Raw genomic sequence first — 14,568 nt, forward strand, 5'->3', positions numbered from 1 at the left:
TCAATAAACGTCGCGGGCATAGCGCCCCTGTTGCAGCAATTCGGTCAGCCACGCCCGGGCATCTTCGACGGACAGGCCACCATGCGTGGCAATGATGTCCAGCAACGCCTCGTTGACATCCCTGGCCATGTGCGCGGAATCACCGCAGACATAGATGTGCGCGCCATCACGCAGCCATGCGTAAAGCTCACGGCCGTGTTCGCGCAGGCGCTGCTGCACGTAGACCTTGCTGGCGGCATCCCGCGAGAACGTCAGGTCGAGGCGATGCAGCGCGCCGCTGTGCAGGGCCTCCTGCCACTCCAGCTGGTAGAGGAAATCCTGCGTGAAATGGCGGTTCCCGAAAAACAGCCAGTTGCGGCCGCTGGCCGCCGTCGCCTGACGCTCCTGCACAAAGGCACGAAAGGGCGCGATACCGGTACCGGGACCGATCATGATCACGTCACGGCTGCCATCGATCGGCAGTCGAAAGCGCTCGTTCGACTCGATGAAGACCGGCACGGGCACGTCATCGCCCGCATTGGCGAGAAAAGCCGACGCAGCACCGTAGTGAGTGCTCTGATGCGCGAAGTACTCCACCACACCCACGGTCAGGTGCACTTCGTCACTCCCCACCACCCTGGCGCTGGACGCGATCGAGTACAGCCGTGGTGTCAACGGGCGCAGCGTGGCAACCAGCCGGGTGGCATCCCACGCTGCCGGGAATTGACGCAGCAGGTCGATCGGTTGGTGACTCTCCAGCAAGGCCGCAAAAGCAGGCTGCTGGCCGGGCTCAAGCACGCGCTGCAGTTCGCCGTGCCTGGTGGCAGCGGCCTGCGCCGCCACCAGCGGCCGGGTCAACCGGGTGAGTTCGCGCTCATGACTCAGCCAACGGGCCAGCGGCAGACGCCGACCGTCATGCTCGACTTCGACCGTGCCATCGAGCTTCAGCGCTGACAGCCATTGCTCGACCAGCATCGGCGGATTCCGCGGCCACACGCCGATGGCATCGCCCGGCTCGTATTGCAACCCGGAGCCTTCCAGCGACAACTCGATATGGCGCACATCGCGGTCGCTGTCGCGCGACACGATGCGCTGGTTTTCCAGCACGGAGGCGGGGAACGGGTTGTCACGCGAATAGTGCGGCGATGCGCTGACTGCATGCAGCGGGCTGGCATGCCGCGTCGGCGCGTTCGGCACACTCAGTCCTTCACGGGCCGTTTCCAGCACGCCGGCCGACCACTCGGCAGCCGTCGTGTCGAAATCCACGTCCGCCTCGCCGGCTGGAGCGAATCGGCTGGCACCCAGCTCGATCAAGCGGGCATCCAGTTCGCGGCTGACCGCGCAGAACTTCGGATAGCTGGAATCACCCAGCCCAAGCACGGCGAATTTCAGCAACGGCAGCTTCGGCGCGCGTTTGCCGGCAATGAATTCGATGAAGCCGATCGCATCGTCAGGCGGGTCGCCATCGCCTTGGCTGCTGATCACCACGACCAGATGGCGCTCCTGAGCCAGCTCACGGACAGGATAGACGCCCGTGCGCAGCAGGCGAACCGTCAACCCGGCGGCTTCCGCCCTTGCCGCCAGCTGTTCGGCCACGCGCCGTGAGTTGCCGGTCTGGCTGCCATAGACAATACTCAGGCACCCGGCTGTCTGCCCGACCTCCGCCACCGACGACTCGCTGACCACGATCCGCCCGGCCTGCTCCGGCAATCGTGCCGCCAGCGCCGCACTGTATGCCGCGATCCAGTAGAGGTCTGCCGATGACAGCCCGCTCGTCAGTGCAGCCAGCTGCGCCAGCCGGTCTGCATCAAGCGTCGGAGCGGGCAAGGGCAATTTCAGTGCGGCGTTCACATGCAATCCCTTTGGACGTCTTTACGTCTCGACGTCCATACTATTAAGTCATGTGTGCCGCTTGAAAGCATATGTTGGAATGTCGTTATGCCGGCCATTCATTTCTAGGCACTCCCGCACCGGACTGATACTCTCTCGCAGCCCCCTCGACAGACATGCCGGACTTGATCGAACTGCTTACCTTCATAGCCGTCGGCGCCTTTGCACAGCTGATTGACGGCGCACTGGGCATGGCCTACGGCGTAACCTCGGCCGGTTTGCTGATGGGGCTGGGGATGCCGCCAGTCGCAGCCAGCGCCAGCGTGCATTACGCCGAGACTTTCACCTGTGGAGCCTCGGGTATCAGCCATCTCATGGCTGGCAACGTGCGCCGGCCGCTATTCCTTGCGCTGGCCATACCGGGTGTCCTGGGCGCTCTGCTTGGGGTGCTGGTGGCAGTCAATGTGCCGGCGCAATGGATGCGCATCGCATTGACGCCGTACCTGATCGGCATGGGGCTGTTCCTGCTGTTCCGGCGCAGTCGGGAGCCCGGACAGCGCACCGACGTACCGCGCGGCACCGCGCCGATGGGAATGGCTGCCGCTTTCGTGGATGCCATTGGCGGCGGTGGCTGGAGCGCGCTGACCGTCACCATCCTGCTCGCCCGCGGCCTGCCTCCACGCGTGGCGATAGGCAGCGTGCACCTGGCCAAGTGCATGGTGAGCATCGCGGCAAGCATCAGCTTCCTGGTCACGATCGGCACCAGTCATGGCACCGCCGTGATCGGCCTGATCATCGGTGGCGTACTCGCCGCTCCGTTCGGCGCCCTGTTCATCCGCCGCATTCCCGCACGGGCAGCCACCATGCTGGCGGGTTTCGCCGTGCTCGCACTGGGCATCAACAACGCGTTCCGCATGTTCGGCTGAGCCAAAACCGGCCGCCGTCACTACAATGGGCAAATGAGCCCAACCAGACACCTCCCCATCGAAGTCCGCGGCAGCGCCACCCGTCCGCTGGGCATGAGTCCGGCCCGATTCCTGCGTGATTACTGGCAGAAACGGCCTCTGCTGATCCGTGGCGCGTTTGCCGATTTCCAGCCGCCACTGCAACCGGACGACCTGGCCGGCCTGGCCTGCGAGGATGGCGCACTGGCCCGGCTGATCGTCCACGACGAGCAGCGTGACCGCTGGCACGTCAATCCCGGGCCGCTGGGCGAAGCCGATTTCGCGAAGACACCCGACACCAACTGGACCCTGCTGGTGCAGGATGTGGACAAGTGGGATGCAGACGTCGCCGGACTGCTGGATCACTTCAACTTTCTGCCGAGCTGGCGCGTGGACGACATCATGGTGTCCTATGCCGAGCCAGGCGGCGGCGTCGGCGCGCATGTCGACCAGTACGACGTCTTCCTGCTGCAGGGCCTGGGTCAGCGCCACTGGGCAATCAGTGACGATCCGATGGCGCCGAAGGAATTCCGCCACGACATCGAACTGAAGCAGCTCGCACGATTCGAGCCGACCCACGAATGGCTGCTGGAACCGGGCGACATGCTGTACCTGCCACCAGGCGTGCCGCACGACGGTCTAGCCTTCGGCGGCCCGTGCATGACGTTCTCGATCGGCATGCGGGCGCCCTCGCAGGCCGAGCTGACCGGCGACCTGGCCGACCATATTGCCGAGCATCTGCCCGAAGAGCTGCGCTATGCCGACCCTGACCTGAAGCCGGCCAAGGCCACCGGCGAGATCGACCGCGCTGCGATCGAACGCCTGAAGTCCGCGCTGCCGTTTGCGGCCGTACTGCATGACGACATGCTGCGCGACTGGTTCGGCCGGTTCATCACCCGCTACCGCAACGCCCAGGTACCCGCGCCGCTGGACAAGCCGTTGAGCGCAGATGCGCTGGCGAAACAGCTCGATGCCGGTGCTCAGCTGCTGCGTCACCCATGGTCCCGGCTGGCCTGGAGCCAGGGCCGGTCCAGTTGCACGCTGTACGCCAGCGGCCACGCCTATCCGGCCACACCGGCACTGGCACAACAGCTGTGCGAGCAGCGGGCACTGCGTCTCACCAGGAAACCCGGCACGATCGAACGCGCCCTGCTGCTTGCACTGGTCAATGACGGTCATCTGCTGCCGAGGAAATCCCGCCGCCGATGAAGCTGCAGAACTTCCACATCGAGCTTGCCGACTGGTCAAGCGAAAGTCAGCGCAAGGATCTTCTCGGCCTGCGCCACACCGTATTCGTGCAGGAACAGGGCGTGCCCGAGACGCGTGAACGGGACGGCCTCGATGGGGATTGCTGGCACGTGCTGGCACGTGACGAGGCGGGTCAGACGATCGGTTGCGGCCGGCTCACGCCCATGCACAAGATCGGTCGCATGGCGGTACTGCAGGGGTGGCGTGGACAGGGTATCGGCGTCGCCGTACTGCGCGAGCTGGTGGCCCGCGCGCGCGCGCTCGGCTGGCCGGAAGTCATGCTGGATGCGCAGGTCAGTGCGATCGGTTTCTACGAGCGCGAAGGCTTCCAGGCATACGGCGAAGAGTTCGAGGACGCCGGCATGCCACACCGGGCCATGCGCCTGGCATTGCCAGCGACCGTCGCCGATACCGCACCCCTGCGTGACATCGGCGCACTGCCAGCCGGCACGCGCAGCGAAACTGCCGCCACGCGCCTGCAACTGCTGGGCGACGCGCGGCATCGGCTGGCCATTTACCTGCCTGTGCTGGGCAATGACAGTTACGCCAGCGCGGAAGAGCTGGCCGAGTTGAGGCGTGTCGCGATCTCCGGCCGCGGCGCGCAGATCCGGATCGTGCTGCACGATCCGGCCGGCGCCCTGCTCAACGATCATCGGCTGATCGCATTGGCGCAACGCCTGCCGAGCTCCATGCAGATCCGCACGCCGCTGGAAGAGGCCGACCTGGCCTATGTCTCCGCCTATCTGATCAATGATGCCGGCGGCTATCTGTTCCTGCCCGAGGCGAACCGCCCGCAGGGCCGCGCGGCCCTTCACGACCGCGCCAGCCAGGCACCGTTGCAGCAGCATTTCGATGAAGTGTGGGAACGCGCGGAACGCGCCAGCGTCTTGCAGACACTGGATATCTGACCGACAGGCTGACTCTGCTGAACACCAGCTGGCCCGAGATTTCCCCTGTCGATCGCCGATGACGGCGACAAAGTGCATGAAATCGCCGCCCGCGGTGAAAATCCTTTAGACCATCGTCTCGAATGCGCCCGGCAACCCATTCCGGACGCATTGTGGGTTGTCGCGTTGCAGCAGCCAAAGGCTATAATTGTCGGGATTCTCCCCAGTCATCCGTTTGAGCGGCCTGTCGGGCTTGAAAACCGACGCAAGACCGCGACTTCCTTGGTCATACGGATGGCTTGCAAGCATCCCTTCCCTGCCGGTGGTGACGTGAGTACAAACCTGATCCGCGAGTTCTTCGATTCCTCCCAACTCGCTGGCGGCAACGCCGATTACGTCGAATCGCTTTATGACGCCTGGCTGGCGGATACCGCTTCGGTGCCTGCCGATTGGGCCCAGTATTTTGAAACCTTCAAGGGTCGCGAGTCGGGAGATGTTTCCCATACCGCGGCCGTCGCACGTATCGAAGCGGCGCAAAAGCAGCGCCACAACGGGGCCACCGCCGCCCCCGTGAGCGACGAGCACGCGCGCAAACAGGCTGGCGTATTGCGCCTGCTCACTGCTTATCGCTCACGCGGCCACCTCGCCGCCGATCTCGACCCGCTCGGCCTGACCGAAAAGATGCCGGCGCCGGATCTCGGCCTGGCCTTCCACGGCTTGTCCGATGCCGACCTGAACACCGAGTTCGATACCGGCAACTATGCCGGCAACGGTCAGCGCCTGAAGCTGGGTGATCTGCTGACCCGCTTGCAGAAGACCTACGCCAGCACGATCGGCGCCGAGTTCATGCACATCAGCAACCACGAGCAGCGCCACTGGATCTACAGCCGGCTTGAGCAGGCTGCCGGCAAGAGTGTGCTGGACAAGGCTGGCAAGCAGCGCGTGCTCGATGGCCTGACCGCAGCCGAGGGCCTGGAGCGCTACCTGCACACGAAATACGTGGGCCAGAAACGCTTCTCGCTGGAAGGCGGCGACAGCCTGATCCCGATGATCGACGACGTCGTGCGTGCCGCCGGCGACAATGGCATCAAGGAGCTGGTGATCGGCATGGCCCACCGCGGCCGCCTCAACGTGCTGGTCAATATCCTCGGCAAGCCGCCGAAGACCTTGTTCGACGAGTTCGAGGGCCGCTTCGAGCATCCGGACGATCCGGCGCATTCTGGCGACGTGAAGTACCACATGGGCTTCTCCGCCGACGTCAAGACGCCCAAGGGCGGCACGCACGTCGCGCTGGCGTTCAACCCGTCGCATCTGGAAATCGTCAACCCGGTGGTGACCGGTTCGGTCCATGCACGCCAGACGCGCCGCCGCGACACCCTGCACACGCAGTCGATGGCCGTGGTGATCCATGGCGATGCCGCGCTGGCCGGCCAGGGCGTGAACATGGAACTGTTCAACATGTCGCAGGCCCGCGGCTTCAAGATCGGCGGCAGCCTGCACATCGTGGTGAACAACCAGGTGGGCTTCACCACCTCGAACCCGCAGGACGCGCGCTCGACCATGTACTGCACCGACCTGGCCAAGATGGTCAATGCGCCGGTGCTGCACGTGAACGGTGACGATCCGGAGGCGGTGATCGCGGTCACCCGCCTCGCCTATGATTTCCGCAAGCAGTTCCGCAAGGATGTGGTGATCGACCTGGTCTGCTACCGCCGCCACGGTCACAACGAAGCCGACGAACCGGCCGCCACCCAGCCGGTGATGTACCAGATCATCCGCGCCCGCCCGACCACGCGCGACCTCTATCAGCAAAAGCTGGTGAAGGATGGCGTGCTGGCCGAGGGCGACGCCCAGAAACAGTTCGAGGCCTATCGCGACCGCCTGGAAACCGGCGACACGATGACCGAACTGGATCCTGCGCCGACACGCGACATCCACATTGACTGGGCCCGCTTCAACGGCAAGCTGTCGACCAAGACCGATACCGGCGTGCCCAAACAGCGCCTGGTCGAGCTGGCCAACACGATTCTCGACCTGCCGAAAGACCTGGTGCTGCAGGCGCGCGTGGCGAAGATCTACGACGATCGCCGCAAGATGGCTGCCGGCGAGCTGCCCGGTGACTGGGGCTTCGCCGAGAACCTGGCCTATGCCACCTTGATCGACCAGCAGCACAACCTGCGCCTGGTTGGCCAGGATTCCGGCCGCGGCACGTTCTTCCACCGTCATGCCGTGCTGCATGACCAGAAGGACGGCCACACCTATATGCCGCTGGCGACCGTGCGCAATGGCGCCGACGTCGAAGTGATCGACTCCCTGCTCAGCGAGGAAGCGGTCATGGCGTTCGAGTACGGCCACGCCACCACCGATCCCGATACCCTGCATATCTGGGAAGCCCAGTTCGGCGACTTCGCCAATGGCGCCCAGGTGGTGATCGATCAGTTCATCAGCTCCGGCGAATCGAAGTGGAACCGCCTGTGCGGTCTTGCGCTGTTCCTGCCGCACGGCTACGAAGGCCAGGGGCCGGAGCATTCCTCCGCACGTCTGGAGCGCTTCCTGCAGCTGTGTGCATTCGACAACATGCAGGTCTGCGTGCCGACCACGCCGGCGCAGGATTTCCACATGATCCGCCGGCAGATGCTGCGCCCGGTGCGCAAGCCGCTGATCGTGATGACGCCGAAATCGCTGCTGCGCCACAAGCTGGCCGTATCCACGCTGGACGAGCTGGCCAACGGCAGCTTCCAGCTGGTGATCGGCGAGCATCGCGACCAGCCGGCAAAGAAGGTCAAGCGCGTCGTGCTGTGCTCGGGCAAGGTCTATTACGACTTGCTGGAAGAGTCCGACAAGCGCGGCTTGCAGGATGTCGCGATCGTGCGCGTCGAGCAGCTGTATCCGTTCCCGCGTACCGAAGTCAGCGCTGAACTGGACAAGTATCCTTCCGCCAAGGAAGTGATCTGGTGCCAGGAAGAACCGATGAATCAGGGCGCCTGGTTCCAGATCCGTCACCACCTGCAGGCCTGCACCGGCAGCAAGCGCAGTCTCTCGTACGCAGGACGCGCGCGCTCGCCAGCACCGGCCGCCGGCCATCTCAACACCCATGTTGCCGAACAGGCAGCACTCGTCGAGCAGGCGCTGGTCGCGCCGGTCGGCACCGACCATTCAGCAGAATAAAGGCCCAAGGATCCCTCATGTCCATCGAAGTCAAAGTCCCCGTTCTGCCCGAGTCCGTCTCCGACGCCACCATCGCCAACTGGCACAAGAAGGCCGGCGACGCAGTGAGGCGCGACGAGAACCTGGTCGATCTCGAAACCGACAAGGTGGTGCTGGAAGTGCCCTCCCCGGTCGACGGCGTGCTGAAGGAAATCCGCCAGCAGGTGGGTGACACGGTCAACAGCCAGCAGGTCATCGCGATCATCGAGGAAGGCGCGGTTGCCGCCGCACCGACCCCAGCTGCAGAAGCACCGAAGGCAGCCGCCGCTGCGCCGGCTGCTGCCGCACCGAAGGCTGCAACCAAGGGCGCGGATGATCTGTCCCCGGCCGGCCTGCGCGTCGCCACCGAAGAAAACATCGACCCGTCCAAGGTCGCCGGCACCGGCCGCGATGGCCGCGTGACCAAGGAAGACCTGGTCAACTACGGTAAGGGTGCCCCCACTCCTGCTGCCGCTGCGCCGGCGGCGAAGCCGACCCCGGGTTCGCGTCCGGAAGAACGCGTCCCGATGACCCGCATGCGCCTGCGCATCGCCGAGCGCCTGATGCAGTCGAAGAACTCGATCGCCATGCTCACCTCGTTCAACGAAGTGAACCTGGCCGAGGTGACGAAGATGCGCAAGTCGCTGGGCGAGGCGTTCCAGAAGGAACACGGCGTCAAGCTCGGCTTCATGAGCTTCTTCGTCAAGGCCGCGGCCGAAGCGCTGAAGCGCTATCCGTTCGTCAACGCGTCGGTCGACGGCAACGACGTGATCTACCACGGCTACCAGGACATCTCGATCGCCGTATCCACCGACAAGGGTCTGGTCACCCCGGTGCTGCGCGACGTGCAGGACATGAGCTTCGCCGAAGTCGAGAAAGGCATTGCCGACTACGCCGTCAAGGCGCGCGCGAACAAGCTGTCGCTGGATGACCTGCAGGGGGGCACGTTCACCATCACGAATGGCGGTACCTTCGGTTCGCTGCTGTCCACGCCGATCGTCAACCCGCCGCAGAGTGCGATCCTCGGCATGCACACGATCAAGGAACGCGCCATCGTCGAGAACGGCCAGATCATCGCCGCGCCGATGATGTACATCGCGCTGTCGTATGACCATCGCATCATCGACGGCAAGGACGCGGTACTGTTCCTGGTCGACATCAAGAACCAGCTGGAGAATCCGCAGCGCATGCTTCTTGGTCTCTGACCAAGCAGCAAAATAGGTAACGGAGCTCTGGTACTGAATATCGCTGACGCATACGGTTTTCGCGTTGCATTCCAGTCACCAGAGCCCATATCCGCTCCATCTGCGGGCACTGACTCGCTAGCAAAGGAACACACATGAGCGACAAATTCGACGTCATCGTCATCGGCGCCGGTCCGGCCGGCTATGTGGCCGCGATCCGCGCCGCACAGTTGGGCCTGAAGACCGCCTGCGTGGATGCCTTCGCCGGCAAGGACGGCAAGCAGGCACTCGGCGGCACCTGCCTCAACGTGGGTTGCATCCCGTCCAAGGCGCTGCTCGATTCCTCGCGCCAGTTCCACAACCTCACGCACAACTTCGGCGTGCACGGCATCACCGCCGATAACGCGAAGATCGACGTGCCCACCTTCATCGGCCGCAAGGACAAGATCGTCAAGCAGTTCACCGGCGGCGTGGCGCAGCTGTTCAAGGCGAACAAGATCACGCCGTACTTCGGTACCGGCAAGCTGCTGAAAGGAAACAACGTCGAGATCACCGGTGCCGATGGCGCCAAGCAGACGATCAGCGCCACCAACGTGATCCTTGCCTCCGGCTCGGTACCGATCGAGCTGCCGTTCGCGAAGTTCGATGGCAAGGCGATCGTCGACAACGCTGGTGCGCTGGACTTCACCGAAGTGCCGAAGCGCCTGGGCGTGATCGGCGCTGGCGTGATCGGCCTGGAGCTGGGCAGCGTGTGGAGCCGCCTCGGCGCCGAAGTCACCATCATCGAAGCGCTGCCGGAGTTCTTGTCGGTTGCCGATGCCGACGTGGCCAAGGTCGCCGCACGCGAATTCGCCAAGCAGGGTCTGACCATCAAGCTCAACGCCAAGCTCAACAAGGCCGAGACGAAGAAGGATGGCGTGCACCTCACCTATACCGACAAGGACGGCGAGCAGAACCTCGTCGTCGACAAGCTGCTGGTCGCCGTGGGCCGTCGCGCTTACACCGCGGGCCTGCTGGCTGACGATACCGGCGTGAAGCTGGACGAGCGCGGCCGCATCGTGGTCGACGAGCACTGCCACACCGGCGTCGACGGTGTGTGGGCGATCGGCGACGCGGTGCGCGGCCCAATGCTCGCGCACAAGGGTTCCGAGGAAGGCGTGGCGGTGGCCGAGTGGATCGCCGGCAAGGCCGGCCACGTCAACTACGACACCGTGCCGTGGGTGATCTACACCGAGCCGGAAATCGCCTGGGCCGGCAAGACCGAGAAGGAACTGAAGGACGCTGGCATCCCGTACAAGGTCGGCAGCTTCCCGTTCGCCGCGATCGGCCGTGCCGTCGCGATGAACGAGGCCGTCGGCCAGGTGAAGATGCTCGCCCATGCCGAGACCGATCGCATCCTCGGCGTGCACATGGTCGGCCCGGGCGTCTCCGAGCTGATCGCCGAGTGCGTCGTCGCGATGGAGTTCAAGGGCTCGTCCGAGGATCTGGCCCGCATCGTCCACGCGCATCCGACGCTGTCCGAGGCCGTGCACGAAGCCGCGCTGTCGGTCGACAAGCGCGCGATCCACAAAGGCAATTGATCGTACGCGGCTAGCCGCGTACTGCCTGCACCACACGCGACCCGTCTCCCAAGGACGGGTTTTGCGCTTTTGGAGATATAGATGGCCAAAGTTACATCGCTCTGCGTCTACTGTGGATCCAGCCCCGGCAATCATCCCGAATATACCGAACAGGCCAACGCGTTCGGTGCAGAAATGGCTCGTCGCGACATCGCCCTGGTCTACGGTGGCGGCAAGGTCGGCCTGATGGGCACCGTGGCTGATGCCGTGCTGGCCGGTGGAGGCAAGGTCATCGGCGTGATCCCGCGCCAGCTGGTGGAGCTCGAGGTGGCGCATCCGGGCCTGAGCGAGCTGCAGGTGGTCGAGACCATGCACCAGCGCAAGACGCGCATGTACGAACTGTCCGGCGCTTTCGTCGCGCTGCCCGGCGGCTTCGGCACGATGGATGAGATGTTCGAGATGCTGACCTGGGCGCAGCTCGGCCTGCATCGCTATCCGTGTGCGTTCCTTGATGTGCGCGGTTATTACGATGGCCTGCGCACGATGATGGATCACATGGTCGACGAAGGCTTCGTGAAGACCGGCCAACGCGACAGCCTCTGGTTCGGCGACTCGAGGACCGCACTGTTCGACTGGATGGACAGCTACGACGGCGGCAACGCATCGCGTGTGATCGGCCCATCCAGCGTCAAGGCCTGAAACCGGAGATCCCAGATGGCTACGTTCCGCGCCTTCCGCATCCACAACGATGATGCCGGCTATCGCACCAGCATCGAGAGCATGACGGCCGATGCGCTATCGCCAGGCGAGGTGCTGATCAAGGCCGCGTATTCGTCGGTGAACTTCAAGGATGCGCTTGCCGGTACCGGCAAGGGCAAGATCCTCCGCCAGTACCCGCTGAACGGCGGTATCGACGTGGCCGGCCACGTGGTCGCCTCCACCGATCCGGCGTTCAAGGAAGGCGATGCCGTGCTGTGTACCGGCTCAGGCCTGTCCGAGACCCGTGATGGCGGCTACGGCGAATACGCACGGCTGGACACCCGCTGGACGATTCCGCTGCCGCCGGGCCTGAGCCTGCGCGAAAGCATGATCCTCGGCACCGCCGGCTTCACCGCCGCGCTGGCGTTGCTGCGCATGCAGGACAACCGGCAGACGCCGGCGCTCGGGCCACTCGCCGTGACTGGTGCCAGTGGCGGCGTCGGTCAGCTAGCGATCGATATCTTCACTCGCACCGGTTACGAAGTGCATGCGATCAGCGGCAAGGCCGATCATTTCGATTTCCTGCGCAGTCTCGGCGCCACCGCATGTATCGACCGCCACCAACTCGCCTTCAGCGGCAAGCCGATGGATTCGGTGCGCTTCGGCGGCGCACTGGACAACGTCGGCGGCGCGATGCTGGCTGGCCTGCTGCCGCTGGTCGCACCCTATGGCAACGTGGCGATCTGCGGCAATGCCGGCGGCATCGCGTTCGACAGTACCGTGATGCCGTTCATCATCCGCGGCACCTCGCTACTTGGCATCGCCTCGGCCGGCACTGCACGCGACATCCGCGACGTGGTCTGGCAGCATCTGGCCAGCGACTGGAAGCCGCAGCACCTGGATCGCATTGCCACGCGTGAAATCAGCCTCGACGAACTGCCTGGCGTGTTTGCGCACATGCTCGATGGCAACTCGTTTGGTCGCACACTGGTACGCATCGGCGGCACGGTTTGACGAAACCGTGCTTGGAAGTAAGGCCGCCACGGCTTAGAATCAACGAAACTCGCTGGGGACTATCACCTTATGGCACGTATCCTGATTGTCGACGATTCCCCGTCCCAACTGCTGGGCATCAAGCGGATCGTCGAAAAACTCGGGCATGAGACGCTTTCCGCCGAAGATGGCGCCGCCGGTGTCGAAGTGGCCAAGGCGGAAAAGCCCGACCTGATCCTGATGGACGTGGTGATGCCCAACCTCAATGGGTTCCAGGCCACCCGCACGATCAGCAAGAATGCCGACACCGCACATATCCCGATCATCCTGGTGACCACCAAGGATCAGGAGACCGACAAGGTCTGGGGCATGCGTCAGGGTGCCAAGGCCTATGTGACCAAGCCGATCAAGGAAGAGGAACTGGTCAAGGCGCTGAACGAGTTCCTGCCACACTGAGCTGGCTCGATAACTTTCCGGGTTCATCAAAACGGCGCCTTCGGCGCCGTTTTTCGTTGGCTGAAGGAAAACCTGATCACCGGCGCGGATCGAAATCCTTGAAGTGCTCATGCAGCGCTTCGTAGGCGGCACGCTGGTCGTCACTCTCCGGCGCCGGCGCCCGGATCGACAGCTCCACCATCTGATCGCCCGGGTGTGCCCCCGGCATGCCACGGCCCTTCAGGCGCAGCTTGCGGCCCGACTGCGAACCCGCCGGTATGCGCAGGTCCACCGTGCCGGCCAGCGTCGGTACCGGTATCGTGGCGCCAAGCGCCGCTTCCCACGGCGTGATCGGCAGCACATGTACGACGTTGCGACCGTCCAGGCGGAAGCGGGCATCGTCGTGAATGCCTACTTCCAGCAACAGGTCGCCATTCGGCCCACCCGCCATGCCGGGCTGGCCCTGGCCCGAAAGGCGGATCACCTGTCCGGGGTTGATGCCGGCCGGGATCTTCACTTCCAGCACGCGTTCGCCACCGGCCGGGTCATGCATCGCCAGGCGCGTGCGGCCACCATCGAACGCGGTCTGCAGATCGATCCGCACCGACGCTTGCACGTCCTGGCCTCTGCGTGGGCGCGGCTGGCCACGCTGGCCTCCAGCGCCGCCTCGGCCGAACAGGCTCTCGAAGAAATCGCTGAAATCGCCGTCGCCACCATCGCCGAAACCCTGGCCCTGGCCTTGCCAGCCAGGTGGTGGGCGGAATTGCTCGCCACCGCGGTAGCCGCCGGCACGCAGCTGATCGTAGGAGCGCCGCTTCTCGGCGTCCTTGAGCACTTCGTTGGCCTCGTTGATCGCCTTGAATTTCTCCTCGGCGCCAGCTTCCTTGTTCTTGTCCGGATGGTACTTGCGCGCCAGCTTGCGATAAGAGGCCTTGATCTCGGCCTCGCTGGCATCGGGCTTCACGCCCAGGATCTCGTAATAGTCTTTGAATTCCACTGCCGCTCCCCGGCCTCGAACGGCCTGCTCAGGAAGTAGGTCCATCGCCGCCTGATTCAAGGCGACAGCGGACCTCTTCGAGGTTTAGTATCGCCGTTTCCTGCCTGTCGACGAACATCCGATGACTATCCAGCCCGGCGACCATCTTCCTGATGTGGCTATCACGGTCATTGATGGCGATATCCAGCCTCGCACTGCCGCAGAGCTGTTCGACGGTCGCAAGGTGGTTCTGTTCGCGGTGCCCGGCGCGTTCACGCCCACCTGCTCCAACAGGCACCTGCCCGGCTACGTGGAACACTATCAGGCATTCGCGGATCGCGGTGTCACGGTGATGTGCCTGGCTGTCAACGACGCCTACGTGATGCAGGCCTGGGCACAGGCACAGCATGTACCGCAGGGACTGCTGATGCTCGCCGACGGCAATGGCAGCTTCACCCGCGCACTGGGTCTGGAGCTGGATGGCACCAGCTATGGCATGGGCCTGCGTGCTCGTCGCTTTGCGCTGTATGCCGAGGATAGTGTGGTCCGACAATTGCACGTCGAGGCACCAGGCGAGTTTCGCGTCACCAGCGCCACGGCCATGCTTGAGGCCATCGCCGGCTAGGCATGCTTTCATCGGTGGGAACG

The 14,568-nt window shown here is 64.3% G+C and carries 12 protein-coding genes; 10 read left to right on the forward strand and 2 right to left on the reverse strand.

The annotated features are described in order from the left end of the window. On the reverse strand, positions 1-1,830 hold the full coding sequence (locus B0E50_RS13465; protein ID WP_077442009.1) for an assimilatory sulfite reductase (NADPH) flavoprotein subunit: 1,830 nt from the start codon (positions 1,828-1,830) through the stop codon (positions 1-3). Between the two features lie 155 nt (positions 1,831-1,985). On the opposite strand from B0E50_RS13465, the gene B0E50_RS13470 reads away from it, so the two are divergent. The 9 genes from B0E50_RS13470 (at position 1,986) to B0E50_RS13510 (ending at position 12,965) form a co-directional block, all read left to right on the forward strand. After that, entirely contained in the window at positions 1,986-2,735 is a 750-nt protein-coding gene (locus B0E50_RS13470) for a sulfite exporter TauE/SafE family protein (protein WP_077441812.1), read from the forward strand. A 33-nt stretch (positions 2,736-2,768) separates the two neighbouring features. Next, entirely contained in the window at positions 2,769-3,962 is a 1,194-nt protein-coding gene (locus B0E50_RS13475; protein WP_077441813.1) for a cupin domain-containing protein, read from the forward strand. Then, entirely contained in the window at positions 3,959-4,909 is a 951-nt protein-coding gene (locus B0E50_RS13480; protein WP_077441814.1) for a GNAT family N-acetyltransferase, read from the forward strand. The genes B0E50_RS13475 and B0E50_RS13480 overlap by 4 nt, the downstream gene beginning before the upstream one ends. A 309-nt stretch (positions 4,910-5,218) precedes the next feature. Further along, on the forward strand, positions 5,219-8,056 hold the full coding sequence (locus tag B0E50_RS13485; RefSeq protein WP_077441815.1) for a 2-oxoglutarate dehydrogenase E1 component: 2,838 nt from the start codon (positions 5,219-5,221) through the stop codon (positions 8,054-8,056). A gap of 17 nt (positions 8,057-8,073) precedes the next feature. Next, positions 8,074-9,279, forward strand: coding sequence for a 2-oxoglutarate dehydrogenase complex dihydrolipoyllysine-residue succinyltransferase (gene odhB / locus B0E50_RS13490; protein WP_077441816.1), 1,206 nt, complete (start codon positions 8,074-8,076; stop codon positions 9,277-9,279). 134 nt (positions 9,280-9,413) lie between these two features. Further along, positions 9,414-10,838 (forward strand): dihydrolipoyl dehydrogenase, encoded by a 1,425-nt coding sequence (lpdA, locus tag B0E50_RS13495; RefSeq protein ID WP_077441817.1) that lies wholly within the window; start codon positions 9,414-9,416, stop codon positions 10,836-10,838. A gap of 81 nt (positions 10,839-10,919) precedes the next feature. Further along, entirely contained in the window at positions 10,920-11,516 is a 597-nt protein-coding gene (locus B0E50_RS13500) for a TIGR00730 family Rossman fold protein (RefSeq protein WP_077441818.1), read from the forward strand. A 15-nt stretch (positions 11,517-11,531) separates the two neighbouring features. Further along, positions 11,532-12,530: a YhdH/YhfP family quinone oxidoreductase gene (locus B0E50_RS13505; protein ID WP_077441819.1), complete on the forward strand. Its 999-nt coding sequence runs from the start codon at positions 11,532-11,534 to the stop codon at positions 12,528-12,530. A gap of 69 nt (positions 12,531-12,599) precedes the next feature. Then, positions 12,600-12,965 (forward strand): response regulator, encoded by a 366-nt coding sequence (locus B0E50_RS13510; protein WP_077441820.1) that lies wholly within the window; start codon positions 12,600-12,602, stop codon positions 12,963-12,965. 76 nt (positions 12,966-13,041) lie between these two features. Here B0E50_RS13510 and B0E50_RS13515 read toward each other — a convergent pair whose 3' ends face one another. Then, on the reverse strand, positions 13,042-13,941 hold the full coding sequence (locus B0E50_RS13515; RefSeq protein ID WP_077441821.1) for a DnaJ C-terminal domain-containing protein: 900 nt from the start codon (positions 13,939-13,941) through the stop codon (positions 13,042-13,044). A gap of 121 nt (positions 13,942-14,062) precedes the next feature. Here B0E50_RS13515 and B0E50_RS13520 point away from each other — a divergent pair, with 121 nt between their 5' ends. Then, complete coding sequence (locus tag B0E50_RS13520; RefSeq protein WP_077441822.1) at positions 14,063-14,545, forward strand: peroxiredoxin; 483 nt, start codon at positions 14,063-14,065, stop codon at positions 14,543-14,545. Positions 14,546-14,568: the final 23 nt, after the last annotated feature.

This window comes from Rhodanobacter sp. C01, from assembly GCF_002001045.1.
Classification (GTDB): domain Bacteria; phylum Pseudomonadota; class Gammaproteobacteria; order Xanthomonadales; family Rhodanobacteraceae; genus Rhodanobacter.